Raw genomic sequence first — 25,487 nt, 5'->3', positions numbered from 1 at the left:
GGGTCGCCTTTAGAAGTGAGCAGGCTCATCCATGTGGTTGGGTCGACCACCCCGGTCACTGGCAAGGCGTGTGCTTGCTGGAACTGCCACAGCGTATTGCTGATTTCGCTGTTCCACGTGCTGGTCGGCAAAATGGAGTAGCCGTTGCAGACCAGACTCACAGTGGCTAGCCATACCCACTGGTTAGTGCCGCTACTAATTGTCCGTAGTTTGGAGCGAGTGCCTGCACCAAAATTCCCGGTGGCTTCGGCAGGTGTGTATCCTTCGATTGCTTGGAGGACCTGGATTAAAGCCGTGTTCATTTCACGCCCGTACAAGCCATCAGTGGGAATGATCCCTGTGTAGTTCTTGTACCCACGGTTAATCGCTTGCTGTGCCTGACGAATAGCTGTCTTGCCGCCGTAGGCAGAGAGTAACCGGAACTGTTTCATTGACAGAAGCGCCATCATTAGTTCAACATCGACCGTTGCGCTCGTATCGCCAAGGCCAATATCGATTTTCATCTGGCGAATAGAGTCGGCCACATGGTCGGTAAACTCAAGAGTGATGCCACCGTACTCGGCTCGATATCCCTTGCACCACAAGGCTCCTTGAATAATCCCATGAACATTGTCGTAGCCAGAAGTTTGAGTAATACCGTTTGGCCAACGAGACTTGAATCGAGACTGTGTTCCAGAACCGAAATTGTTTGCCGTCGCTGTAATACCCAGTTCGATTTGCAGAGCGCGGATGAGTGCGTTGATTGTATCCCAGCCAGTGTTACCGGTTTCTTGGACTGAGCCGAACCCAGTTTTATTGCCGTAAGTCGAATTCAGCCACTGCTGAGTTTTCAGCACCATTTGATCTGCCATGATTCCTCCTTCAGAAATCAGTTGTTAACTCGAGGCAGGCGAACACCTGCCACGGAGGGATCCAGAACACCGGATGAGAAGCTCCGAGTTTTTTTGCCCTCACCTGTACGTCACCGGGAAACCCGAATCCGGACGGGCAGAGCGAAACTTCGCGAGTTTCATCCCTCACTGGTACTGCCGACGAAGCCCGAAGTGTTAATACCCTGTTTGATTCGGGGACTTTGCGCGCGGTTGGCCCCGCCCGCTGAGGAGCACGCCAGCTGTAGAGATCCGCTCGCCCCCACCCCCTCGGCGAACGCGCCACGTTGCCACGTGCCGGGCGAACGGGGCCGAGGGCGGCGCTGGCGAGGGTCGGCAGGTAGTCCGCGACAGTCGGCGGCACAGCGCGTTAGTCGTAGCTGTAGACCCGAGGGGCTTGCCGCCACCGGTCGCCATCGAGCGCGGACTGGCGCGAGTGGCACGGCTTGCACAGCGAGCGCAGGTTCGACTCGTCGTGGGTGCCGCCGTGGTCGAGCGGTATCACGTGGTGGACCTCAGCCACGGGCGTGTACCGGCCACGGGCTAGGCAGTCCTCGCACAAAGGGTGGGCTTCGACGTAGGCCGTGCGGATTTTTCGCCACCTGTGGTCGTAGCGATGGTTGATCTTCGGGTCGCGCTGGTAGTTGCGGTAGCGGGCGTCCTCTTCCTTAGCGTGGGCCGGGCAGAACCGGGTGCCGGTCAGCTCGGGGCAGCCGGGGTGGGAGCACGGGCGCTTGGGTTTGATCGGCACCGGGCTCACCATCCTTGTCGTTCATGACAATGACCCCCAGACGAACCTCGGGGATGCGTCTGGGGGTCGGGACCTACTTTTCAACCACTTACATCATCTCAGGGCCGAGACAGGTTTTCCATCGCTTTGTTCGGATACCCGCCAACGCTCACGGCGGGTTAGCACCTGCCGTACAGCGCGTTGGCCAGCCGATCCAGCGCCCGGTTCTTCCTGCGGTAGACGCTGTCACGTTCGATGTAGAAGTGATCGGCGATAGCCGTGACCCGTTCGTCCTGGGAGCCCTCTGCCAAGAAGAATCCCTCAAGAACGAACCTGTCATCCTCCGACAGGAGTGCCCATGCTGGAAGAAACCACGCCAGGTATTCGCGTGCCTCCCGCTGGCGTTCGGCGAGCAGGTCGATCTTGTCCAACGTGGCAGCGATCCGGTTCTCGCCAGCGTGGGGGTTGGCGTGCCTGGGCATCCCGTCCAACCGTGGCGAGGCCGGGTGGACGAGGTCGCTGCGGAGCTGGTCGGCGACCTCGCTGGTCTGTTCTGCGGCGTGCTCCATGATCGGATAGTCCTGCATCGCTGCGATCGCCGCCTTGCGAGTGTCTAAGTACTTGGTCATCACATGCATCAGGCACGCTCCTTGTCAGGTTGTAGCTCGAAGGTCACCGCGTCGATGATCGCGGATTGAATATCGTTCTTCGACTCCAGCGCGGCCAGTACCGCCTCATCGAGGGTGTCGGCTGCTGCCAGGTGGGTGATCGTCACCGGCTGGTCTTGGCCCTGCCGGTAAAGCCTCGCGTTGGTCTGTTGGTAGAGCTCCAACGACCAGGTCAGGGAGAACCAGACCAGGAGGTTGCCGCCTTGCTGGAGGTTGAGCCCGTGTCCGGCTGAGGCCGGGTGGATGAGCGCCAGCGGAATCTCGCGGGCGTTCCACGCTTTGATGTCGGTACTGGTTTTCAGCTCGCGGGCCCCAGGGAAGCGTTCGGTGATGCGCTGCAGGTCGTGTTTGAACCAGTAGGCCACGAGCAGCGGCTGGCCGTTGGCCGCCTCCACGAGGTCTTCGAGCGCGTCGAGTTTGCGGTCGTGCACCACTACGGTGTTGCCTTCTTCGTCGTAGATCGCGCCGGAGGCCAGCTGTAGCAGCTTGCCTGACAGGGCTGCGGCGTTCGCGGCATCGATGACCTGCCCGTCGAGGTCGAGCACCATCTCATCTCGCAACCGCTCGTAGACTTTGCGCTCCTTCGGTTCGAGGTCGACGAGCGTCGTGGTGACCGTCAGCTCGGGCAGGCGCAGGTAGTCGGTGGTGCGCATCGACAAGGTGATGTCGCTGATCGCCTCGTAGATCTCGTCCTCGGCACCGGGTGCGGGCTTGTAGGTGAAGATCTGCTGGCCGTTTCGCCGATCGGGTACGAACCAGCGGTTGCGGTAGTGGGTGATGAACCTGCCGAGGCGCTGGCCCTCATCAAGGAGACGGAACTGCGCCCACAGGTCCATCAGCCCGTTGGCTGCTGGCGTGCCGGTCAGTCCCACGATCCGGGTGAGACGTGGCCGCACGGCGGCGAGTGCTTTAAACCGTTGCGCCCGATGGTTCTTAAACGAGCTCAGCTCGTCGATAACGACCATGTCGAACGGCCAGGCTTTGCCGAGGTGGCGCACCAGCCAGGGCACGTTTTCGCGGTTGATGACGGTCACCATCGCCTCGGCGGCAAGCGCGTCCACCCGCTGGGCTTTCGACCCGACAGCGACGACAATGGTGAGTCCTGCCAGGTGGTCCCATTTGGTGGCCTCGGCGGGCCAGGTATCGCGGGCGACTCGCAGGGGTGCGACGATGAGGACGCGGCGGGCCTGGAAGGAGTCCAGCAGCAGGTTCCAGATTGCCGTCAAGGTGATCACCGTTTTGCCCAGGCCCATCCCGAGCAGGATCGCGGCCTGCGGGTGGTCTTCAACGAAGGCGGTGGCCAGTTGTTGGTAGTCATGCGGCTCGTAGCGCATCAGCCACCTCCTTTGCGCCTTCGATGCTGTCGACGATGATCACGTCCATGCCGTGGTCTGTGAGTTGCTGGATGCGGCGGCGTTGGATGGGGCGTGGGAGGCGTCCGGGTGCTTTGAGTTCGACGAAGATGACGCGTCCGTGATGGATGCAGATGCGGTCTGGGACCCCTGCGGTGCCGGGGCTGGTGAATTTCCAGCACAGGCCACCGATCGCCTCAACGGCTTTTTTCAAGTGTTGTTCGATTGCTTGCTCGTTCATGGTTCATGTTCTCTCGTGTGAGAGGCCCATGACGACCTATGACGATGCGATATGGACTTTTCCTAAGGGCTATATTTTCTGCCCTATAGCAAACTCACATATGGGTCGTCATAGGTCGTCATAAGGCCCGTCTGAATTAGTTGTCGAACTCGTTCTTCAAGGCCAAACCGTGGACGAACATGCCGTGCATCGTCCTTTTACGTGTGAAGCCGTGGTGTTCGACGGTGGCGTTGAAATCGACCATGGGACGCGCCCACCCGGAGGTGGACATCGCCCACGCCCGGTAGGTCTGGTACAAGTCCCCGGCCCGTTCCGACAGCCCAGGGTCGAGGTCGCAGTTGGCGTCGAGGAACTGGGCGAACCAGTTGTTCTCTTCCCGATACGCCGCTGATGCCTCCACCACTCGGGCCGGGGCCTTGAGGTGGTAGTTCTCGGCGTGGATGAGGCGCGCGCCCTCCATAATCCAGGCCAGGATCGCCCCGCCTGCCTGCGTGTAGAGGTAGTCGGCGTAGTTCTTGATGTCGGATGTGCCTTCGATCTTCGCCTCGAAGGGAATGACGATGAGCCTGCGCCAGATGCCCGCATCCATCGCACCCACCCTGGGCAGATGGTTCGTGTAGAGAATCAAGGTGTGCGACGGGGTGAAGGCAAACGGTGCCTTGTACTTCTTCTCCGCATAAATCTGGTCAGTCGAGGCGAGCTGTTTGACTACGGAGGTTGACATGCGCACGCCTTCCTCAGACTCGGCGGAGATGATGAGGCGTTTGCCTTTGGCCTCTGCCAGCTCAGGCTTGACGTTGCGCATCCCACCGATCGTGAGCACATCGGCGCTCATGTTGCCTGCATAAGTGCCTAAGACTCTGGCGATGGTGTTCCAGAACGTCGATTTTCCGTTGCGGCCATCCCCGTAGGCGATGACGAGGGCCTCGACGAAGACCTGCCCGATCGCAGCCAGCCCGACGATGCGCTGGACATAGCCGATCAGTTCGTGGTCGCCTTGGAAGAACACCTCGAGGGCTTCCTGCCACAGGTGCGCGCCGTCGGTGCCCGGGTCGAGGCTGGTCTGCTTGGTCACCAGATCCGCCGGATCATGGTCGTGGCGCGACATGGTCCCGTGGCGCAGATCGTAGGTGCCTGATGGGGTGTTGAGCAGATACGGGTCGGCATCGAGCTGCTCAGGGGTGGTCAGCAGCATGGGGCGGGCTTCTTTCAGGCAGTTGGTGATCCCGCGTGATTCTCGGCGTTTGAGCGCGTAGGCCGCATAGGTTTTCGCGTCCTCGAACGCGGCGAACGCCTCCTGTTGGGCGGCGTTGAACATGGCCTGGGCTTTCGCCTTCGACATCGACGCCAACAACATGGCAGCCCCCGTGGCGGCGAGCTGGTCTTTGGCGTCTTCGAGCAGCTCGTGGGCCTCGGCCAGTTGGCGTTCGGTGAGCTCCTGGGCGACGGCTTGTGCTGCGGGCGCAGATTCGTACCAGACACCGTCGTAATAGACGAGCCAGTCGGTGGCCTCCGAGTAGCGCAGCGAGTCCGGGTACGCCTTGGATAGGGCGTGGGCTTGGCCGACGTCGCTGTAATCGGCGGGGCGTACCGAATCCAGGCTCGCCTCAAAATCCTCTGGTGGCACATACCCGGGCTGGTTCTCGACCGTCTTGGCGAACCGGGTGGCCGACCGCCAGATCGACTCCACCTCCGCCTCCGGCAGGGGCGGTCACGGCTCGGAACCGGAGACAACGATCGACCCGGTGGTGATGGCGGCGGCCACGGTGATGCGTTTACAAACCGTGGTGTCGCGGGAGATCAGCCCGCGTGACACCGCGGTTGTGACTGTCGGGCGGATCGAGGCCGGGAGCAAAAACAACATCATCCCGGAGTCCGCCTCGCTCGGGCTGAGCGTCCGCAGCTTCAGCGAGACCGTGCGCGAGCGCCTGGTTGCGGGAATCCAGCGCGTCATCGAGGCCGAGGCCGCGGCGTCAAACGCTCCAAGGCCACCGAAGATTGAGTTCGGTGACCGTTTCCCGGTCACCTATAACGACCCGGAGATCACGGAGGAACTGAACGCGGTCTTTGTTGACGCCTTCGGGGAGGACGCGTTTTTCGCACCCGGCGCGCTCTCCGGAAGCGAAGACGTCGGAGTGCTCGCCACAGCCGCGGGGGTGCCGCTTGTGTACTGGATGCTCGGCGGTCACGACGCCGCGGAGTACGCCGCGGCGGAGGCGGCGGGAACGGTCCACACCGATGTGCCGTCGAACCACTCACCGCACTACGCACCCGTCATCGATCCGACGCTGCAGCGCGGTGTTGCAGCGCTTGTGCTCGCCACAAGGCACTGGCTCGACCGCTAGACACAGGCCCGTTTACGCCTTAGATTAATTATGTCTTACATAAATAAATGGTGTGGGCGCCGACGGCGCAGGCCGACTCCTGGAATATGTCGCAGTGGAAGACGAACCGGATGGTTGGTTCATCTATCACGCAATGCCTGCCACAAAGAAAGTTCTGATCGAGGTAGGCCTTGGAGCAAGGAGGTAGCGTCATGAGCACGTACACCGATGTAAACGGGGTTGAGTTCACCGATGAGCAAATTGAGCGCTGGGCGGCAGAGGACGAATCCGAAGCGGGATACACCGGCGACCACCTCGGCCCGTCACGCCCCGGTCGACCCGTCAGCGTCGGAACCGATGTGCGCCCGGTGACTGTGCGGCTCGATGCTGCGCGCCGCGCGAAACTCGAACACTACGCACACTCCCACAGCACGAGCATCTCGCAGGCCGTTCGGGATCTCATCGACGCGATGTAGCCCTCATCAAGGCGACCAAGGCGACCAAGGCGACCCGTGACAGCGGATCGTTTTGTGCGCTACGATCACTTCCACGTTCAAGAGTCGTAACCGTAGGTACCTGGCCGGTTACGCGACAACCCGAATCCATCGATTCCCGGGTGTCCCAGGGGAAGAACGGGCTTCATGAAATCTCATGGAGCAAGATTCGATGGGGCGCTTGCCCCAAGAAAGGGGCGTGAGCTCCGTGTCTGCACATCATTTTTCATTTGAGACCGACCAAGACTGGTGGAGCCGGATCGGGCTTGGTTACTCTGGGGTCAAACCCGGCACTCGTTTCGGGAACCGCGTGAGAGCGTCGCTGCTGAAGATCTTGCGCGAGCACCCGCCGGTTGCATTCGCTGGCGGTGACAACGGCGCCACGCTGTCACTTGACGACTTCGCCGCACTGATCGAGGCCGCGGCAGCTGACGCTGTTCGCGCCGGCGAAGAAGAAGAGCGGATCACCGCTGAGACCCTCCGTGAAGAGGGGAGCGCGCGGGTTGAGCAGGCGTACGCGATGCCCGACGCTGATTCGCTGATCACCGAGGGGCGCTGGGCCGGGCTCACGAAGGGCGAGGCGTTTGCGTGGTGCTGGGCGCTTTTCGAGTACGAACCGCACGGCTTCGTCCACCCCAACTCGCAGGTCCGGGTGGAGAGCCGGGCGAAACTTGCGCAGGGCGAACTGCCGTCGGTGTTTGGTTACCCGGAGCGCGCGAAAGAGTTGAAAGTCAGTGGCTTGGATCCCCGCAAGTTCCGGGAGCACCAGGCCGCGCTTGGTGCTCGGAGCTTCGGTTACTCATGAGGTTCGCAATGGCGGAATTGTTAACATACGCTTGACCTCGTGAGCGAGTGCCGGTTCTGCTCGGCTTGGGGCAGAGACCGGCAGCTCGCGCCGCGCGAGTCTGTGGCGTATGAGGGCGCGGATCGCGGTGCATGATCCACAGTTGAAATAGAGAAAAGAGAGTGAAACGTATGACGAAGCGCGTGAGTGTGATTGTTGGGAGCCTGCGTCGTGGCTCCTTTGCCCGTAAGATTGCGCACAACCTGATTCCGATGTTCCCTGAGGGGTACGAGGCGAAGATCGTGGAGATCCGCGACCTGCCGCTGTACGATTTCGACTACGACGACCCAGAGGTCACCGACAAGCCGGTGCCGGCGGAGTACACGGAGTTCCGCGAGACGATTAAGGCCTCTGACGGGGTGCTGTTTGTGACCCCGGAGAACAACCGCACCATCCCGGCGTGCCTGAAAAACGCGGTGGATATTGGGTCGAAACCCAACGCCGACGTTGCGTGGAAGGGACTCCCGGCGGGAATTGTGAGCCACTCTGTTGGACGCATGGGCGGGTACTCGTCGCAGAAGAACCTGCGCCTTGCGCTTTCCTACTTCGACATGCCAACGCTTGGCCAGCCCGAGGTGTTCCTGTCGCAGTCGCCTGAGCTTTTCGGTGACGGGGATAAGATCACCCGCGAGTCAACCGTTGAGTTCCTGCAGAAATACATTGACCGCTTCGCTGAGCTGATCGAAAAAACCAGCCGTGATTAGTTTTCGCGGGCGCGTAACCCAAAGGCGAGGGGGGGAAACCGAACACGTTTCGGTTTCCCCCCTCGTTTGTTGTGTGGCAGTTTTGTGTCGCCGCGGCCGCGCGGTGGCGCAGGCGCTAGCTGTCTGCGCCCCCTGCGTCAGTTGCCGCCTCGGCCCGCAACGCCTCGACAAGCGCCTCGTGTGCGTCCCAGATTTCGCGCGGCATATCGGGCAGCTCGCGCAGGTGCTCAGCGCGGTGATCGGTTTCCTGCAGCCAGCGTTCAACGTCAACCCGCAGCAGTTTGTCGAGATCCGCCGCGTCGATTTCGAGACCGGTAAAGTCGAGCTCTTCAACAAGCGGGAGCACGCCGATCGGGGTTTTGCGTCCCTTGACTTTGCCGTCGCGGTACTGTGTGAGCCAGTTCAGCGCGCGCAGGTTCTCGCGGAAGCCCGGCCACAGGTAACGACCGGTTTCGGGTTCGCGCTGGAACCAGTTGACGTGGGCAAACATCGGCATCTCTTTCAGCTGCCCGAGCACTTTAAGCCAGTGTTCGGCGTAGCGACCCTCGGAGTACGAGAAGAACGGACGCATCGACATCGGGTCGTAACGCAGCTGCCCGTCAAGCCCGTCCGCTGCGAAAGTCGCCTCGGCGCCGAGTGTCAGCCCGTCGTAGACGCCATTAACAAGGTTGTCGATTGCGCGGATCAGCGGTTCACGATCGCGGGTGCGGCCACCGAAGATAATCGCGTCAACGACCACGCCCTCGGGTTTGGAGACGTCTTCGGCGAGGTTCGGGATGCGCTCCAGCGGAATCGTGAAGCGGCTGTTCGGGTGCGCCCACGGTTCGTTTTGCTGCTCGGCGGTGCGGTCGGTGATTTTCGCGCCGGTCCAGTCGAGCCACCCTGCCGGGTCGGCCGGGGGTTCGGGGGTGAGACCCTCCCACCACACCTCGCCGGTGACTTCGTTGTAGGCGGTGTTGGTGAAGATCGTGCCCGATCCCTCAGCGATTGCCGCCATCGCGGTGGGGTTGGAACCCTCGTTGGTGTCTTTTGCGACACCGAAGGCACCGTTTTCGGGGTTGATGGCACGGAGTTTCCCTTCGTCGTCAACCCACATCCAGGCGATGTCGTCGCCGTAAAAATCAACGCGGTAGCGGTCGCCGAGTCCGTTTGGCGGCAGCGTCATCGCGAGGTTGGTTTTCCCTGACGCGCTCGGGAAGCCGCCGCACACGTGCGTGGTGACGCCGGCTTCACGGTCGTGGATCCCAAGCAGCAGGAACTGCTCCGCGAGGAACTTCCCTGAGGCGTAACCGTCGTAGGACGCCTGGCGCAGACCGTGGGCGATTTTACCAAGCAGCGCGTTGCCGCCGTACGCGGAGCCGAAGTGCAAAATGGTGCGCTCGTCTGCGACGGTCACAAACATCCGCTCGTCGGCGTCGGTGCCCTGCTGTAGCGCGGTCAGGTCACCGGTGACGTGCACACCGCGCACGAAGAAGTCCTGGTCGCTGACACCGTCGAAGTGCTCAATTCCGACGCGGGCCATGCGGATCATCTGCAGCACCACGTTGCGGTCGTCGGTGAGCTCAACTCCGAGCGCGAAGTTCGCAAGCGGGGTGCCGGGAGGGGCCATCAGGTACGGCACCACGTACATGGTTTTACCCGCCGAAGCGCCGCGCATGCGGCTCGTCAGCAGCGGTTTGACCTCGCTTGAGTGGCGCCAGTTGTTGTAGCGCCCGCGATCCGCCTCGTCAGCCGTGGCGACAAAGGTGCGCTCTTCGGTGCGGGCGGTGTCTTTCGGGTGTGACCGTGAGTAGTAGCGACCTTTGCCTGCGCGCAGCATTTCGCCGGCGGCGATGGCCTCTTCGAGCAGCCTGGCGTCATCCGCTGCTGAGACGAGCTCGATCTTTTCAGGATTGGTGATCTCTGCCCACTCGCTCACAAAAGCGCGAACGCTTTCCACGTGAATCTCTGGAGGAACTTGAAATTGCTTTGATGCGGTCACCAGGCGCCCTCATTCATTCTTTAGTTTCCGGGTCTCACTTGTGATCTCTACCGTAGTACGTCGAGTCTGACAGCACCATAAGTATCCCCTTTGAGTCTTGGGTTGAACTAGCCCCCGAAAGTTGGACTGGTTTTATTTTAGGCGGCTGAGGCTTCAAGGGTCTGGCTCCGGTATTGCATCGGGGTCAGGCCCTTGAGTCGTTGTTGGAGTCGTGTGGTGTTGTACCAGTGGATGTAGTCGTTGATAGCAGTGGTGAATTCTTCGACTGTGGTGAAGGTTTCACCGTGATACATCTCGGCTTTGAGGTGTCCGAAAAAGTTTTCCATCACGGCGTTGTCGTAGCAGTTGCCTTTGCGTGACATCGAAAGTGTTCCTTGGTGCGCATCCACGAGGTCGCGCCAGGATGAGTGTTGGTATTGGAACCCCTGGTCGGTGTGCATGATCCAGCCCGGTGCTGGCGAGTGTTGGGTGAGGGCTTTCTTCAGCGATGAGGCAGTCAATGCTGTGGAGGGCGAGGTCGCTATGGTGTGGGCGATGATTGAAGCGTCCTGGGTTTAGTTCCTACCTCAGCTAAGGAAGGATTGAACTATGCCTAGAAAGTATTCCGTCGAGTTCAAGGAGAAGGCGGTCCATCAGATCATCGAAATGGTCCGCCTGGAGTCCTGCTCACTGCAACGCGCCTACACGGAGGTTGGTGAGCTGCTTGGAGTGTCTCACCATACGTTGCGGGCTTGGTACCGTGACAGCGCTTCAGTTCGCGATGACTCTGACGCGTCTGGCGGCGAAACGATGGAAGAAGAGCTCAAGCGTCTGCGCCGCGAAAACCGCGAGCTGAAACGAGCAAACGGGATTCTTAAGACTGCTTCGGCTTTTTTCGCAGCGGAACTCGACCGACCCACGACCAAATGATCTCCTACATCGACGCATACAAGGATCAGTTTGGGGTCGAGGCCATCTGCCGAGTCCTCAAACAAGCAGATCGTGGATTCATTACTTCACGTGGCTACCGCAAAGCCACCACACGTGTTCCCAGTGCAAGGGCCTTAAGCGACAGCCTTCTCATCCCAGAGATACAACGTGTGCATGCGGAGAATTTCTCGGTTTACGGTATCCGCAAAATGTGGCACGCGATGAACCGTGAAGGCTTTCATATCGGCCGCGATAAGACCGCCCGATTAATGAAGCTAGCAGGTGTTTCCGGCCGCAGGCGTGGGCGAACGCCGGTGACAACGATTAGCCCGAAGACACCGGATCATCGCCCGGACCTAGTGCAGCGAAACTTTCGTGCACAAGCGCCAGGCAGGTTGTGGGTTGCTGACATTACTTACGTTCGCGCCCTGTCGGGATTCGCCTACACCGCGTTTGTCGTGGATGCCTACAGCCGAAAGATTGTTGGTGTTGCTACACGCTCGACGATGCGTACCGATGCGCTGCCCATGGAGGCCTTGGAGCATGCGTTAACGACTGCAGGGCGAATCCATGGAAACCGGTTAATTCACCATAGCGATCGGGGCAGCCAGTACGTGTCACTGAAGTATTCCACCGCGCTAGCGGAATCCGGAATCCGACCGAGTGTGGGAACAGTCGGCGATTCTTATGACAATGCACTTGCCGAAACAGTCAATGGCCTCTACAAGGCGGAACTGATTCATACCCAAGGCCCGTGGACATCGGTCGGAGAAGTCGAACTGGCCACCTTGCGGTGGGTGCATTGGTGGAACACTAAGCGGCTTCACGAAGCTTTGGACTACGCCACCCCACAGGAAGTCGAAACCGAGTACTATCTCACCCAGCCCATCAACACAGGGCCGTAAAAGAAGCGGAACTAAACCCAGGACGCTTCACACAGCCTGCCATGAAGCCGGAACCTATGGTAGAGCTTCACAACCGGATCGCGGCGCACACCAAGAACACGAGCAGCCACTTGGGATCCCATACCTTGCTCAAACAACTCCACTAACCGTTCACGTTGAGACTGACTCAACGAACTACGTGACTGCATAAAACTGCTCCCCGCTAGTCGGTAACTGAATTTCTCAGTCCAACTAATGGGGAGCAGTTCAGGTTTGGAGTGGCCTAAGAATTAGGCCCACTCGGTTTAAGTGTTGACCGTGTTTTCTTGTTTCCATTGTTCCGCGTATTTCCGTGGGCTGAGGTAGCCGAGTGAGGAATGCGGATGGAAGTTATTGTAACGTGATGACCATTGGGCCACGAGTAGGCGGGCATGCTCGAGATTCTCGATACTGTTGTCCTCCAAGAGTTCGTCTCTCATCTGGTTATGGAAAGACTCAACGAACCCGTTATGCCAGGGCTGGCCTGGTGGGATGAACGCCTGGATCGTCTCATCCTCGGCTGCCCACTCCTGGAGCGCATGAGCGATGAACTCGGGCCCGTTATCCATCCGGATCACCCGCGGGCGCCCGCCGTGCTCCAGACAAGCCACGTCAAGGAGTTCGGTCACCGAGACCGCGTTAATGTTCTTGTCGACCGTGAAGGCGAGGTGTTCGCGGGTGTATTCATCGATAATGTTACAGATTTTGATTGTCTTGCCGTGCCAGGTTGAATCGAACTGGAAGTCCAACGCCCACACGTTGTTCGGGTACTGGCCGGCAGGAACATCACGATGGGTATCGGCAGCTAGACGCTTGAGCTTCTTCCTAGGCAAGACACGCAAGCCCTCTTCACGCCAGATCCTGCGGAAAGTCTCGCGGCATATCCCGTACCCTTCGGCGAGGGCGTTTCTCCAGGCGCGCCGGTGTCCCCACCGGCGATGATCCTTAACGAAGTCGTGCATCCACGCCCGTAGGTCCGCGTACTTATCCGGCTTGTTCTCGCGGGTCCTAGCGCGCCGGTAAGCACTGCGAGAGAGCCCAACAATCTGGCAGGCAAGTCTTTGGGAGTAGCCCAGCCCGACCAGATGCCAGACGGCATCATGGCGGCGAGCTGGGCTTAGAAGTTTCCCTCCGACAATTCTTTCCACGCAGCCTTTTCCAGCTCTGCCTGACCTAGGAGGCGTTTGAGGCGCGTGTTTTCCTCGCGCAGGCGCTGGAGCTCTTTCGCCTCGCTCTTGGTCATCGTCCCATAGGTAGCCTGCCACCTGTTCAACGTGGCTTCGCTAATCCCCAACGTGGTCAGGATCTGAGCTGTAGTTGATCCCGATTCCTTCAATTCCCGCGCCCTATCGAGCTTACGAACAATCTGCTCGGGAGTATGCTTGCTGAATTTCTTCACCATTCATCCATTCTCCCCACCCACAGGCAGGGCATCAATGGACAGCACTCAAGTCACCTGGACCTAAAAACCTAGAGCACTCCAGGTTCGGTATGACGTAGTCTGTACTTCGGCGTGTCGTAGATTTGTGAGATTATTCGCACTAAACACTATATGTGTTGCCCGCAATGTGGGTCAGGACTAGATGTAGGGGTGGGATTGCTGAGGTGCAAATGCTGAGAGGAGGACATGCTGATGAGTGAACGCAGGGAAGGCCGAACACGAAGCGTCGCGGAGGTGCGAGTGCTCGAGGGGCAAGATTCACCTGACCTGGTGTTTTTCTCGAGCGTTTCGGAGAACACCCTCCGCTTCGTCGAGAAGCTCGAGCGCCCGGCGGTGCGGATCCCACTCCGACCGCGCACAGAGGGAATGATTCGAGTGACCAGGCCCTACGTGCTCGTGGTTCCGACCTACGGCGGCGGAGCGCAGGCCGGGGCGGTGCCGCGGCAGGTGATTACGTTCCTGAACGATCCTGCAAACCGCGCGCTGATCCGCGGCGTGATTACCGCGGGGAACACCAACTTCGGTGAGCACTACTGCATCGCAGGACCGATCATCTCAGCCAAGTGCAAAGTTCCTGAGCTGTACCGCTTTGAACTTCTTGGCACCAACCGCGACGTTGCTCGAGTCAAGGCTGGTTTAGACGAATTTTGGGCACGACAGAACACATTAGAAGCAGAAGCAAATGAGGAGGACGTCGCATGACGATCGCCACACCATCAGAAACAACCACCCCCAACACTGCACGGGTTGGCGGGGTCGGCGAGCGGAAGGACTACCACGCGCTCAACGCCCAGCTGAACCTGTTTGCGGCGGACGGGTCGATCCAGTTTGACAAGGATCACGAAGCGGCGGAGGCCTACCTGAACCAGCAGGTCATCCCGAACACGAAGCAGTTCGCTTCGGTGTGGGAACGCCTGGAGTGGCTGATCGAAAACGAGTACTACGAAGCCGAATACCTGCGCGCCTACGACAAGGACTTCGTCGAGCGCCTCCACGAACAGGCCGACGCTTTCGGGCACAAGTTCCAGACCTTCCTCGGTGCGTTTAAGTTCTTCACCTCCTACGCGCTGAAAACCTTCGACGGCAGCCTCTTCCTCGAAAACTTCGAGCAGCGAGTTGTTGCCACGGCGCTGTTCCTCGGTCAGGGTGACGAGGAACTGGCTTCGAAGACGGTCACCGAGATCCTCTCGGGCCGTTTCCAGCCGGCAACTCCGACGTTCTTGAACGCGGGTAAGAAACAGCGCGGCGAGCTCGTGTCGTGCTTCCTGCTGCGCGTTGAAGACAATCTCGAATCGATTGGCCGCAGCGTTAACTCTGCGCTGCAGCTGTCCAAGCGCGGCGGCGGTGTGGCGCTGCTGCTGTCAAACCTCCGCGAGGCGGGTGCCCCGATTAAGCAGGTCGAGAACCAGGCTTCCGGTGTTGTTCCCGTGATGAAGATCCTCGAAGACAGCTTCAGCTACGCGAACCAGCTCGGCGCTCGCCAGGGCGCAGGCGCTGCGTACCTGCACGCGCACCACCCCGACATTATGCGGTTCCTCGACACGAAGCGTGAAAACGCTGACGAGAAGATCCGCATTAAGACCCTGTCGGTTGGGGTTGTGATTCCGGATGTGACCTTCGAACTGGCTAAGCAGAACAAAGATATGCACCTGTTTAGCCCCTACGATGTGCTTCGCGAAACCGGTATTCCGCTTTCGGATCAGTCAATCACCGAGCGCTACGACGAGTTCGTCGCGAACCCGCGGATCCGCAAGACCACGATCAGCGCGCGCGAGTTCTTCAAGACCCTCGCTGAGCTGCAGTTCGAGTCGGGCTACCCGTACGTGCTGTTCGAAGACACTGTGAACCGTGCGAACCCGCTCGAGGGGCACATCAACATGTCGAACCTGTGCTCGGAGATTCTGCAGGTGAACACCGCCTCTGAGTACGACGCCGCAATCGGGTACGAGACGATCGGTCACGACATTTCGTGCAACCTCGGCTCGCTGAACATTGCGCAGGCAATGGCCAGCCCGGACTTCGGCGCAACCGTTGAGATTGCGGTGCGGGCGCTGACGAGTGTGTCGGATCAGACCGACATTCAGGCGGTGCCGTCAATTGCCGAGGGTAACCGTGCGTCACACGCCATCGGCCTCGGCCAGATGAACCTGCACGGCTACCTCGCTTCGCAGCGCATCCACTACGGCAGCGAAGAGGGAATTGACTTCACCGACGCGTACTTCCGCACGGTGACCTACCACGCGCTGCGCGCTTCGAACCAGCTGGCGATTGACCGCGGTGCGACCTTCGCGGGCTTCGAGAAGAGCGACTACGCTGACGGCAGCTACTTCGACCGTTACACGGCCGAGGAGTGGGTGCCAGAAACCGCGCGGGTGCGTGAGCTCTTCGCCGAGGCTGGAGTTGCGCTGCCGACGGTTGCGGACTGGGAACAGCTGCGCGAGTCGATCCGCGAACACGGTATCTACAACGCGTACCTGCAGGCGGTGCCACCGACCGGGTCGATTAGCTACGTGAACAACTCGACGGCTTCGATCCACCCGATCGCCTCGAAGATTGAGATTCGTAAAGAGGGCAAGCTCGGCCGCGTGTACTACCCGGCTCCGCACATGACAAACGACAACCTCGAGTTCTTCGAAGACGCCTACGAAATCGGCGCCGAGAAGATCATCGACACCTACGCTGCTGCGACCAAGCACGTGGATCAGGGTCTGTCGCTCACGCTGTTCTTTAAAGACGAGGCGACCACTCGCGACATCAACCGCGCGCAGATCTACGCGTGGCGCAAGGGCATCAAGACGCTGTACTACATCCGCCTGCGCCAGCCCGCGCTCGAGGGAACCGAGATCGAAGGCTGCGTTTCCTGCGCGCTGTAGTCGCGTTCGCGCCCGCGTGTGCGCCCGTGCTGCGTGCGTGTGCGCCCGTGCTGCGCGCGCGGGCGCACCGCGCGCCGTCCGCGCACTCCGCGCACTGACCACCAGACACCACTAGTGAAAGAGCTTTATTGAACTATGACTGATCCGTTGAACACCGACCGCCCGCTGCAAGAGATCTCGGTCACCCCGCCGTCGTACCGCCACGACCCGGCAGCGCGGCTGCGCCCCATTAACTGGAACCGCGTCACCGACGACAAAGACCTCGAGGTGTGGAACCGTCTGACCGCGAACTTCTGGCTGCCAGAGAAGGTGCCGCTGTCAAACGACATCCCCGCGTGGCAGAAAATGACCCAGGAAGAGCGCACCCTCACGATGCGCGTCTTCACCGGTCTGACCATGCTCGACACCGTGCAGGCAACTGTCGGTGAGATCGTGCAGATCCAAGACTCCCGCACCGAACACGAAGAGGCCGTCTACACCAACATTGCGTTCATGCAGTCGGTGCACGCCCGCTCGTACTCCTCGGTGTTCTCAACGCTGACGAGCACCCCGGAAATCGACGACGCCTACCGCTGGGCAGTTGCCAACGATCTGCTGCAGGAACGCTGCAAGAAGGTGCTGCACCACTACTACGGCGATGATCCGCTCAAGCGTAAAGTGTCTTCGACGCTGCTGTCGTCGCTGCTGCTGTACGCAGGGTTCTACCTGCCGCTGCACTTCTCGGTGCACGCGACGCTGACGAACACCGCAGACATGATCCGCCTGATTCTGCGTGACAAGGCAGTGCATGGTTACTACTCGGGTTACAAGTACCAGCGCGGACTCGAGACGCAGAGCAAAGAGCGTCAGGAAGAGATGCGCAAGTTCACCTTCGACCTGCTGGAAGAGCTCTACGAGCTTGAGCTGCAGTACTCGGGTGAGCTGTACGAGCCGCTCGGCCTGATGGACGACGTTGCCGTGTTCGTGCGTTACAACGCGAACAAGGCGCTGATGAACCTCGGTTACCCGTCGCGGTTTACCGCTGAAGAGACCGAAGTGAACCCTGAGATTCTCGCGGCGCTGTCACCTGGCAGTAACGAAAACCACGACTTCTTCAGTGGATCAGGATCGAGCTACATCATCGGTAAGGGCGAAGACACCACCGACGACGACTGGGACTTCTAGGCTCAAGGGCTTAACGGCTCGAGGGCTCAGCAGCTCGATTCGGGCCGCACCGTCCGAATAGCGCACCGCGGGTTGGACGCTGGCACACGCCGGCAACCTTCCCGCGGTGCGCTGTTTTGTGCCCGAGCCAGCGCGATTCTTGTCGACTATGATCGACAAAACCTCCGCAAAGTAGCAGCTTGTCGACTGTACTCGACAAAACAGGGAGGTTTGTGGTGGACAGAATCATTGAACGCCCGAGAAACTTTCATGCAACGCTGGATACAAACGCGCGCGAACTACTGACGAACCCGGACTTCGCGCTCATAGCGCAGTCCTACGGTCTGCACGGCGAAACCGTGCGCTCGACCGATGAGATCGTCGACACTGTCGAACGGGCATTGATGAGCCCGACCGGTGCACTGCTGCACGTCATCACCGACCCGACGCTGCGCGCCCCCTCCCCGGAGGTGCCGGCCGGGGTAATGAACGGAGACCGACCATGACACACACGTCACAGGCTGAGGCATTCCTCGCCGACTGGAACGTCCACTGCACTTTCGGTGCGGTGCCCGGCACCCACGGGGTCGACCGGCAGGAGGCCACCGAGCCCGACGGCCAGCAGCGCCGCTGGTTCGCAGAGCTCCTGCAGCGCCACGGGATGAAGGTCGTCCGCGATGAGATCGGCAACCAGTTCGGGCCGGTCGAACTCGACCTGGCCGCGTATGCCGAGATCCACGTCGAGCAGGGCCAGCAACATGGACGAGGACGGCGTCACGCGCTGCTCGGGGCGGCCACGCTCATCGTTGCCGCCCGCGAGCTCGTCGACGACTACGAAGAGGGCGTTCTGCATTCCGCGGTCGGTGAGATCACCGTCTACCCGAACTCCCCGGTCGTCGCCAGCGAGGCCCGCATCCTGCTCGACCTGCGTTCACCGAGCATGGAGGTCATCGACAGCGCGGCTGCGAAGCTGCGGACGAGCATCGCCGAGGTGGAGGAGACCGTCGCTGTCGAGATCGACATCGTCCACGAGCACGCCTGGGACCAGAACCCCTACCAGCCGGAGGGCACCGCGTTCCGTCGCCAAGGCATTCGGCCTGTCCCATGGCGAGGTGCTGACCGTGGCCGGTCACGATTCGACGAACATGAAGGACCTTGTGCTGACGGTGATGCTGTTCGTGCCGAGTTTCGAAGGCGTCTCGCACAACCTCAACGAGTTCACCAAGGACGACGACCTGCTCGCCGGTCTCGACCACCTCACCGAGGTGCTGCGACGGATCGTGACAGATCCCGCGGTGGTGGCCGAGGCCGGGAACGGCTGATGCTGGCATAGGGGCTCGAACAGAACGACATGCGGAAGCGGCGAGGTGCATCCTCGCCGCTTCCTGCTTCTTCCGGAGGCTGCTGGCCTCCGGGATTCCGTTTGTCCAAGCAGCGCCAGAAGCTGCTCGCGGTCGCGTCGACATCGCCGTGGGTTCCGGTGTAGGATCCCTCTTAAGGTTAGGCTAACCTAAGCAAGGCTTACATGTCCAAACGAGGCAATCTGCTTGAGAGCACCGCGAAGTCGACGATCCGTGCGGTCTACTCGCGGTCCATGGCGCTGCCACCGGAGCGCGACCACTGCCCCCAGTTCTCCGCTCGCGTCACCGCCGTCACCGACCTGACGCCGGCGTTCCGCCGCGTCACGATCACAGCCTCGGAGATCTCAGACGTGGCGCTGATGGGTCCGGATGAGTATGTGGGTCTCTTCATGCCGCCGCCCGGGCAGGGCCTCCAGATGCCCGACTACGCAGGTCTCAACCCACGATCGACTCTCTCGCGCATTCCGGAGGCCTCCCGCCCCGATCTGCGGTGGTACACAGTGCGCGAACATCGCGCGGCGCTCGCTGAGATCGACATCGACATCGTCAGCCGCGGACACGACGGTCCCGGCGCCCGCTGGATCACACGGGTGAAACCTGGCGATCCGGTCGGCCTGCGCTTTCAGACCGCGCCTTACGGCAGTGCTCCCGATGTCGGGCACCACGTGCTGATCGCCGATGAGACCGGTCTTCCCGGTGTGCTCGAAATCCTCTCCGCTCACAAATCGGACCCCGAGCTGCGCTTCAGTGCGATCGTCGAGGTGCCGAGCGAGGACCATGTCCTGCCGGGTACGCGCGAAGCCGGCATCGCCGTCGTGTGCCGCGGTGGAGACGACCCCGGTTCTGCGCTCGCCGCTGAACTCGGCCATCAGCAGTTGGGCAGGATCGACTACGGATGGGTGTGTGCCGAGGCCAAGACTGCCGCGCTCGGACGGCGCTTCCTGGTCAAGGAATGCGATGTCCCCCGCCGTCAGGTGATGAGCTCGGGCTTCTGGAAGGTTGGTCGTGCGCGCCTCTGACACACGAATCCGCAACGGATCCTCGAAAACCCGGCTCAGCGAACGGCGCTTCCTGCTGCTTCTTGCGCTGTATGCCTCCCAGTACTTCGGCATCGGGTTCCTCATGACCGGCGCTACGGCTATCCTCCGCGAGAAAGGGGTCGCACTCGAATCGATGGCAGCCGTGAGTGCCCTGGGGATGCTCTGGGCGGTGAAGTTCCTGTGGGCACCAGTGGTCGACCGATTCGGCCGCAACCGGGCCGGGGGCCACTACCGCAGCTGGCTGCTCGTTCTTCAGCCGCTTCTCGCCTGCGTCCTTGCGGTCATCGCCTGCCTGCCGGATGTGCGCGCACAGTTCGGGGTCTTCCTGCTGCTGGCCGCCGTCTACATCCTCCTCTCGGCGACGCAGGACGTAGCGGCCGATGCCTTGGCGATCTCTTCGATCCGCAGTGATGAACGCGGATTCGCCAACGGCGTCCAGGTTGCCGGGAGCTACATCGGCCTCATCGTCGGAGGCGGACTCACGACCGTGATCTACGGGTGGGCCGGCTGGTTCGCCGCCCTCGCGACTCTTGCTGTGCTCACCCTCCTGCCGACGCTGCTGATCGCCGTGAGCCCTGAACCCCCAGCCAGCGCCGAGGCGCGGGCCGCGCGGATCTCGGTGAACACCATCTGGACGGTGGTGCGCCAGCGGGGCGCGGGGATCTGGATGCTGCTTGTGGTGCCGATAACGTGGATGGGCCTCACTGCAGGCTACAGTCTCATCACCCCGAGCCTCATCGACCAAGGTTGGAGCGCCGAAGAGACAGCCACCCTGACTACGCTGCTCGCTGGTGTCTGCGGGACAGCTGCCGCCCTCGGCACAGGGGTGCTGATCCAGCGCTTCGGCAGGGAGCGCGTCCTGCTGGTCGGCTGTGCACTGGCGGTTATCGGAATGGTCGCGTTCCTCCCCGTCATCTCGGGTGTAGCATCCACGGTCTACATCGTCGCGGTGACGATCGTGTTCTTCCTCGGCTACACCGCCGGCTCCATCATCGTGTACTCGATCAACATGGACTACTCGCGTCCGGGCAGCGCTGGGTCGGACTACACCACGCTCGCCTCGTTCGCCATGCTCGTGTCCTTCGGCGCTGGCGCGGTCTCCCTGTCTGTGGCCGGCCAGCTGGGCTACGTGTCGGTGTTCGTCGGTTCGAGCATCCTCTACGCCATCGGCGCGGCACTGACCGTGTGGCACCAGCGGCGATACCGGACGCAGACGCTCAACCACGGCGCCGGTCGCGCCGTGCTGCCGGTCGAGTCGGCCGCTGCGGGACCCGAATCGGTCGTCAGCACCGCTCTCAGCGCGACTGCACCTGACCGGGAGGAACGTGAACGCTGAACCCGGCGCTTGCGCGTGTTCCGTCGGCGGGGTGCAGTGCCAAGTCGTGCCGGCCGAGGCTTCAGTCGTCTGAGAGGTAACCGGTCTCCGGGTCGATCTCGGCGAGGAAGTCGCGGATCGCCTCGATGTGGTCCTCATCCGTCAGCGTGGAAGACGGATAGGTCCCGCCGGCAAAGCCGTAGCCCGGATTGGGTCCGGTGAGCCAGTCCTAGTGATACAACTGCAGATCACTGAGAAGGTCGATCCAATCACTGGTGTTCGCTCGCGTAGTAGGCAGATCATCTTCCCGCGCTTCCACCAGTGGGAGGCCGTCACTAGTTTGCTCGAGACCACGAGCGCTGAGGGGGGGCGGGTAGTAAGTACCTGATCTAGCACTCTGCAGGATCAGGAAAAACGAACTCGATCGCGTGGCTGGCTCACGGGCTGGCGAACCTCCACAACGCCGATATTTCGAAGACTTTTGATTCGGTGATTGTCGTGACAGATCGTACCGTGCTCGATGACCAGCTTCAGAAGGCAATCAAGGCAATTGAGGGCACGAGGGGTTTGGTCGAAACGATTAACGCTGACGAGTTTTGTAAAGCGTCAGCTACCTCAAAATCGGACCTGTTAGCCAAGGAACTGAGTAGCGGCAAGCTCATCATCATCGTCACGTTCCAGACTTTCCCGTTAGTGCTTGAGGCGCTTGCGCAGCAGGGTGGGCTCGCGGATCGCAAGTTTGCGGTAATCGCGCACTAGGCGCACTCATCTCAGACCGGTACAAGTGCTCAGAAGCTGCGACAGGTTCTTTCACAAGCAGAGGTCGAAGCCCTCGAGGGCGGTGGCGAGGTAAGCGTCGAGGACGTGCTTGCCGGTGAGATGGCAGCGCGGGCGACAGCTCAGAACATCTCGCTCCATGCATTTACTGCTACGCCGAAGGGCAAGTCGTTGGAGATGTTTGGCGCCCTGGTGCGGATGGGTTGCCACAGCCTTTCCACGTGTACACGATGCAGCAGGCCATCGAGGAGGGTTTTATCCTTGATGTGCTGCGTAACTACACGACTTATGAGACGGCTTTCCAGCTCGCTCAGAGAGCTGGTGGTGCTGTTGGTGGTGAAGATCTCGTCGATGAGGGCACCGCGAAAGAGAGCCTCATGCGGTGGGTGAGTCTGCATCCGGCAAACATTGTTCAGAAGGTTCAGATCATCGTCGAGCATTTCCGCGAGAATGTTGCTGAGCTCCTCGATGGACACGCTAAGGCGATGGTGGTGACCTCGAGCCGAGCCGCTGCGCTGAAGTACAAGATGGCAATCGATGCTTATGTTGAGAAACACAATTACCCATTGGGAACCTTGGTGGCGCTCTCCGGAAGCTTAACCGCTGAGCAGATTGATGATTTCGTGCCCGGAGTGCAGGAGCCATATACAGAAACGAACATGAACCCTGACCTGCGCGGGCGCGGGATTCCACAGGCGTTCGCGGGCGATCAGTTCCAGGTTCTGATTGTTGCCAACAAGTACCAGACGGGCTTTGATCAGCCGTTGCTGTTCGCGATGTACGTGGACAAACGCCTTGACGGGATCGAAGCGGTCCAGACGCTTTCCCGTCTGAACCGTACCCTGCCGTCGAAGGGTAAAGACACCATGTACATTCTTGACTTCGTCAACGACACGGACACGATCCGCGACGCACTCCTGCCGTACTACCGCACTGCCGAAATCATTGAAACTACCGACCCAGACCTCGTGCATGACCTTGCGCGGAAGCTTGAAATTGCCGGGATCTATACGAAGGATGACGTGGATGCCTTCGCGCAGGCATTCATCATCGAGAAGAAGCACGGTAAGCACACTGCACCGCTGAAGCAAGCCGCTGATCGGTTCAATGACCACTACGTCGCAGCCTTGGCCGACAACACAAAGGCCGAGATTGACGAGCTTGACCTCTTCCGCAAGGACGTTGGCTCATTCGTGCGCCTCTACGATTTCCTGTCTCAGGTTGTCGACTATCAGGACACCGACCTCGAGAACCTCGCCCTGTTCCTCCGGCTACTACGACCGCGACTTACTGGTCGCAAGACTCCAGAAGAGCTGGACTTTAACAACATCGAGCTCACCCTCATCAAGCAGACGCGCCAGAGCGAAGGAGCTATTTCACTCGGCGGCGACGGCGAGAAGCTCAACCCGATGGGAGTTGGCGGTGGACGTTCGCGCGACCCGCACCTGGTGGCCTGGGAAGAAACCCTGAACAACATCAATTCCCTGTTTGAGGACGAAGAGTTTGACCCTGGTTCAGTGGAGTCTTGGGGACAGGGCGTCGTCACGATTCTGGTTCAGAATGAAGAGATTAAGGATCAGGTCAACGCAAACACCAAGGAGCAGTTTCGTGAGTCGCAGACGATCGAAACTGCCGTCACGAATGCGGTGCTCGATCACCAGGACTCCCAGCAAAACATCATGGAGAAGTTCTTCGAAAGCGCTCATCGTAAGGGCCAGATCATTAAAGAGATCTCCGACCTTGTTTACTGGGAGCTTCGCCACCAGGCTGAGAAGGATACACAGCCTCAAGACGATGAAGAGGATGACGTCGACCAGGAGTAGCAATTGCTGCGCGCGAAATCCCGACTGGTTCACCCCTCTACGGAAGACAGCCGGGGTAGCGGCGTGCCGGACACTCAACGGTTAAGCAGCCTAATCTCCAAACGTCCGCGGCAGCCGGAAATCCCAGTTCATAGCCGGTATCGAAGCTGTTCGATGGCCCTGCTCCGCACTGGGGTCTTGTATCCATCGTGACCAGTTGTGCGACCCGACCGTGGGCACGGGCGGGATGCTGACGATGGCGGATGAGAAGATCCGCGCGGAGAACCCGACCGCTGAGGTGTCGCTGTATGGGCAGGAGATCAATCCGGCGTCGTACGCGATCTGCAAGGCGGACATGGTGGTGAAGGGTCAGCCGATCGACAACATTGTTCTCGGCAATACCCTCACGCAGCCGGCGTTCCGTGGCCGCACGTTCCACTTCGCGCTGTCGAACCCGCCGTTCGGTGTGGACTGGAAGCAGTCCCGGAAGGTGGTGGAGGAGGAGCACGCGGTGCGGGGCTTCGATGGCCGGTTCGGGCCCGGTCTGCCGCGCGTGTCCGACGGGTCCACGCTGTTCCTTCTGCACCTGATTTCGAAGCTGCGGGAGCCGCAGCCGGGGGATCCGAACGCGTCGGCTGGGCGGGGTGCGATCGTGCTGAACGGCTCGCCTCTGTTCACCGGTGGTGCCGGCAGTGGTGAGTCGAATATCCGCAAGTGGGTGCTGGAGCAGGATTATCTGGAGGCGATCGTTGCCCTGCCCACGGACATGTTCTACAACACGGGGATCGCAACCTACGTGTGGCTGCTGAACAAGGACAAGCCGCGGGAGCGCCGCGGCAAGGTGCAGCTGATTGACGCGACCGGCATGTTCGAGAAGATGCGCAAGTCGATCGGGTCGAAGCGCCGGCAGCTGAGTGCGGCGCATATTGCTGAGGTGACGCGCCTGTTCGATGCGTTTGAGGAGTCGAAGCATTCGAAGATCTTCCGCATCAAGGATTTCTTCTACCGGACGATCACGGTGGAGCGCCCGCTGCGTCTCAATTATGGGTTCGGGCCCGATCGGGTGGAGCGGGTGCTGGCTCTGCGCCAGTTGGTGAAGGCCGACGGGTCCCTGCTGGAGAAGTTCCGTGAGGGCCTGACCGAGGCGGGTGCGGCTGATGCTGGTGCGCTGTCGACGTCGCGCGCGGAGTTCTCGAAGCGGGTCAGTGAGATCGCGGATGCCGCGGGGTTGAAGCTGACGGCGGCGCAGCTGAAGGCTGTTCTGGGTGCTCTGGGTGAGCATGACGATGGGGGTGAGCTCGTGATGAAGGCGGGCAAGCCGGAGCCGTCGGCGGATCTGCGGGACACGGAGAACGTGCCGTGGGACCAGGACGTTGAGGAGTACCTGGAGCGCGAGGTGAAGCCGTGGGTGCCGGATGCGTGGATCGACCATTCGAAGACGAAGGAGGGTGCGGAGATCCCGTTCACCCGGCACTTCTATGAGTATGTGCCGCCGCGGCCCCTGGAGGAGATCGACGCTGAGCTCGACGAAGTTCTCGGCCGCATCCGCGCCCGCCTCGAGGAGGTGAAGAAGTGAGCTTCAAATGGCCAATGACCCGACTGCGCTATCTCGCAGAGTTCAATCCCCCGGTCCCTTCCTCGATCCGGCACTCATCAGACAGACTCCTTCCGCTGTTCTCGATGGAGACCATCTCTA

General features: G+C 60.7%; 24 protein-coding genes, 2 pseudogenes and 1 riboswitch. Of the genes and pseudogenes, 15 read left to right on the top strand and 11 right to left on the bottom strand.

What is annotated here, in order from left to right; all coding sequences use genetic code 11:
* From FHX50_RS10925 to FHX50_RS10900, 6 genes are all read right to left on the bottom strand, one after another.
* Positions 1–851, bottom strand: an 851-nt coding sequence (locus tag FHX50_RS10925; RefSeq protein WP_183377216.1) for a peptidoglycan-binding domain-containing protein, incomplete at its 3' end; no start/stop codon positions are given.
* A 388-nt stretch (positions 852–1,239) separates the two neighbouring features.
* Positions 1,240–1,620 carry an HNH endonuclease gene (locus FHX50_RS10920; protein ID WP_183377215.1) on the bottom strand — a complete coding sequence of 127 codons (381 nt, stop codon included), beginning with the start codon at positions 1,618–1,620 and terminating at the stop codon, positions 1,240–1,242.
* A 158-nt stretch (positions 1,621–1,778) separates the two neighbouring features.
* Positions 1,779–2,237, bottom strand: a complete 459-nt coding sequence (locus tag FHX50_RS10915) for a sigma-70 RNA polymerase sigma factor region 4 domain-containing protein (RefSeq protein ID WP_183377214.1) — start codon at positions 2,235–2,237, stop codon at positions 1,779–1,781.
* Complete coding sequence (locus tag FHX50_RS10910) at positions 2,237–3,601, bottom strand: SNF2-related protein (protein ID WP_183377213.1); 1,365 nt, start codon at positions 3,599–3,601, stop codon at positions 2,237–2,239. The genes FHX50_RS10915 and FHX50_RS10910 overlap by 1 nt, the downstream gene beginning before the upstream one ends.
* Entirely contained in the window at positions 3,582–3,860 is a 279-nt protein-coding gene (locus tag FHX50_RS10905) for a VRR-NUC domain-containing protein (protein ID WP_060797806.1), read from the bottom strand. Before FHX50_RS10905 ends, FHX50_RS10910 begins: the two co-directional genes overlap by 20 nt.
* Before the next feature lie 136 nt (positions 3,861–3,996).
* Positions 3,997–5,550, bottom strand: a complete 1,554-nt coding sequence (locus tag FHX50_RS10900; protein WP_343064097.1) for a DNA primase family protein — start codon at positions 5,548–5,550, stop codon at positions 3,997–3,999.
* Between FHX50_RS10900 and FHX50_RS10895 the strand changes: the two genes are divergently transcribed.
* The 4 genes from FHX50_RS10895 to FHX50_RS10880 all read left to right on the top strand — a co-directional run bounded on the left by FHX50_RS10895 (position 5,525) and on the right by FHX50_RS10880 (position 8,226).
* Complete coding sequence (locus FHX50_RS10895; protein WP_210382976.1) at positions 5,525–6,205, top strand: peptidase dimerization domain-containing protein; 681 nt, start codon at positions 5,525–5,527, stop codon at positions 6,203–6,205. The two genes, FHX50_RS10900 and FHX50_RS10895, sit on opposite strands and share 26 nt — an antisense overlap.
* A 191-nt stretch (positions 6,206–6,396) precedes the next feature.
* Positions 6,397–6,660, top strand: a complete 264-nt coding sequence (locus FHX50_RS10890) for a hypothetical protein (protein ID WP_042406070.1) — start codon at positions 6,397–6,399, stop codon at positions 6,658–6,660.
* A gap of 75 nt (positions 6,661–6,735) precedes the next feature.
* Positions 6,736–6,853, top strand: a riboswitch (SAM riboswitch).
* Between the two features lie 24 nt (positions 6,854–6,877).
* Positions 6,878–7,483 carry a hypothetical protein gene (locus FHX50_RS10885; protein WP_183377212.1) on the top strand — a complete coding sequence of 202 codons (606 nt, stop codon included), beginning with the start codon at positions 6,878–6,880 and terminating at the stop codon, positions 7,481–7,483.
* A gap of 170 nt (positions 7,484–7,653) precedes the next feature.
* Positions 7,654–8,226, top strand: a complete 573-nt coding sequence (locus FHX50_RS10880; protein ID WP_019174205.1) for an NADPH-dependent FMN reductase — start codon at positions 7,654–7,656, stop codon at positions 8,224–8,226.
* A gap of 115 nt (positions 8,227–8,341) precedes the next feature.
* Here FHX50_RS10880 and FHX50_RS10875 read toward each other — a convergent pair whose 3' ends face one another.
* Positions 8,342–10,207, bottom strand: coding sequence for a phosphoenolpyruvate carboxykinase (GTP) (locus FHX50_RS10875; RefSeq protein WP_183377211.1), 1,866 nt, complete (start codon positions 10,205–10,207; stop codon positions 8,342–8,344).
* 137 nt (positions 10,208–10,344) lie between these two features.
* Positions 10,345–10,755, bottom strand: a pseudogene (locus FHX50_RS12185) (transposase); the annotation flags it as partial.
* A gap of 40 nt (positions 10,756–10,795) precedes the next feature.
* On the opposite strand from FHX50_RS12185, the gene FHX50_RS10865 reads away from it, so the two are divergent.
* A protein-coding gene (locus FHX50_RS10865; RefSeq protein ID WP_183377210.1) for an IS3 family transposase occupies positions 10,796–12,021 on the top strand; the annotation gives its coding sequence in 2 pieces (ribosomal slippage) (positions 10,796–11,075 and positions 11,075–12,021; 1,227 coding nt in all).
* Positions 12,022–12,305: 284 nt separating this feature from the next.
* Here FHX50_RS10865 and FHX50_RS10860 read toward each other — a convergent pair.
* Both FHX50_RS10860 and FHX50_RS10855 read right to left on the bottom strand, forming a co-directional pair.
* Positions 12,306–13,187 carry an IS3 family transposase gene (locus FHX50_RS10860; protein ID WP_183377209.1) on the bottom strand — a complete coding sequence of 294 codons (882 nt, stop codon included), beginning with the start codon at positions 13,185–13,187 and terminating at the stop codon, positions 12,306–12,308.
* The gene (locus FHX50_RS10855; RefSeq protein WP_183377208.1) at positions 13,157–13,441 is read right to left on the bottom strand and encodes a transposase; all 285 of its coding nucleotides are present in this window, start codon (positions 13,439–13,441) and stop codon (positions 13,157–13,159) included. Before FHX50_RS10855 ends, FHX50_RS10860 begins: the two co-directional genes overlap by 31 nt.
* Before the next feature lie 225 nt (positions 13,442–13,666).
* Between FHX50_RS10855 and nrdI the strand changes: the two genes are divergently transcribed.
* The 4 genes from nrdI to FHX50_RS10835 all read left to right on the top strand — a co-directional run bounded on the left by nrdI (position 13,667) and on the right by FHX50_RS10835 (position 18,002).
* On the top strand, positions 13,667–14,182 hold the full coding sequence (gene nrdI / locus FHX50_RS10850; RefSeq protein ID WP_019174207.1) for a class Ib ribonucleoside-diphosphate reductase assembly flavoprotein NrdI: 516 nt from the start codon (positions 13,667–13,669) through the stop codon (positions 14,180–14,182).
* Entirely contained in the window at positions 14,179–16,353 is a 2,175-nt protein-coding gene (gene nrdE, locus FHX50_RS10845) for a class 1b ribonucleoside-diphosphate reductase subunit alpha (protein WP_016664110.1), read from the top strand. The genes nrdI and nrdE overlap by 4 nt, the downstream gene beginning before the upstream one ends.
* Positions 16,354–16,488: 135 nt before the next feature.
* Positions 16,489–17,517: a class 1b ribonucleoside-diphosphate reductase subunit beta gene (gene nrdF, locus FHX50_RS10840; RefSeq protein WP_016664111.1), complete on the top strand. Its 1,029-nt coding sequence runs from the start codon at positions 16,489–16,491 to the stop codon at positions 17,515–17,517.
* Between the two features lie 215 nt (positions 17,518–17,732).
* Positions 17,733–18,002 carry a thiamine pyrophosphate-dependent enzyme gene (locus FHX50_RS10835; protein ID WP_221187343.1) on the top strand — a complete coding sequence of 90 codons (270 nt, stop codon included), beginning with the start codon at positions 17,733–17,735 and terminating at the stop codon, positions 18,000–18,002.
* 8 nt (positions 18,003–18,010) lie between these two features.
* Here FHX50_RS10835 and FHX50_RS12395 read toward each other — a convergent pair whose 3' ends face one another.
* Positions 18,011–18,349, bottom strand: coding sequence for a hypothetical protein (locus tag FHX50_RS12395; protein ID WP_068539482.1), 339 nt, complete (start codon positions 18,347–18,349; stop codon positions 18,011–18,013).
* 268 nt (positions 18,350–18,617) lie between these two features.
* Here FHX50_RS12395 and FHX50_RS12390 point away from each other — a divergent pair, with 268 nt between their 5' ends.
* The 6 genes and pseudogenes from FHX50_RS12390 to FHX50_RS10810 all read left to right on the top strand — a co-directional run bounded on the left by FHX50_RS12390 (position 18,618) and on the right by FHX50_RS10810 (position 25,367).
* Positions 18,618–18,818, top strand: a complete 201-nt coding sequence (locus FHX50_RS12390) for a M20/M25/M40 family metallo-hydrolase (RefSeq protein WP_007000784.1) — start codon at positions 18,618–18,620, stop codon at positions 18,816–18,818.
* Positions 18,819–19,090: 272 nt separating this feature from the next.
* Positions 19,091–19,876, top strand: coding sequence for a siderophore-interacting protein (locus FHX50_RS10825; protein ID WP_183377206.1), 786 nt, complete (start codon positions 19,091–19,093; stop codon positions 19,874–19,876).
* On the top strand, positions 19,863–21,233 hold the full coding sequence (locus tag FHX50_RS10820; RefSeq protein WP_051873817.1) for an MFS transporter: 1,371 nt from the start codon (positions 19,863–19,865) through the stop codon (positions 21,231–21,233). Before FHX50_RS10825 ends, FHX50_RS10820 begins: the two co-directional genes overlap by 14 nt.
* A gap of 384 nt (positions 21,234–21,617) precedes the next feature.
* Positions 21,618–21,971: pseudogene (locus FHX50_RS11920) on the top strand (type I restriction endonuclease subunit R); the annotation flags it as partial.
* Between the two features lie 248 nt (positions 21,972–22,219).
* Positions 22,220–23,812 carry a type I restriction enzyme subunit R domain-containing protein gene (locus FHX50_RS10815; protein ID WP_007000778.1) on the top strand — a complete coding sequence of 531 codons (1,593 nt, stop codon included), beginning with the start codon at positions 22,220–22,222 and terminating at the stop codon, positions 23,810–23,812.
* Positions 23,813–24,008: 196 nt separating this feature from the next.
* Positions 24,009–25,367 (top strand): HsdM family class I SAM-dependent methyltransferase, encoded by a 1,359-nt coding sequence (locus tag FHX50_RS10810; protein WP_246371053.1) that lies wholly within the window; start codon positions 24,009–24,011, stop codon positions 25,365–25,367.
* The last annotated feature ends 120 nt before the right edge of the window (positions 25,368–25,487 follow it).

The sequence above is a fragment of the Helcobacillus massiliensis genome, assembly GCF_014191425.1.
Taxonomy (GTDB): domain Bacteria; phylum Actinomycetota; class Actinomycetes; order Actinomycetales; family Dermabacteraceae; genus Helcobacillus; species Helcobacillus massiliensis.
Note: the sequence above shows the minus strand (reverse complement) of the source record. Positions and strands in the feature narration are given on the sequence as shown.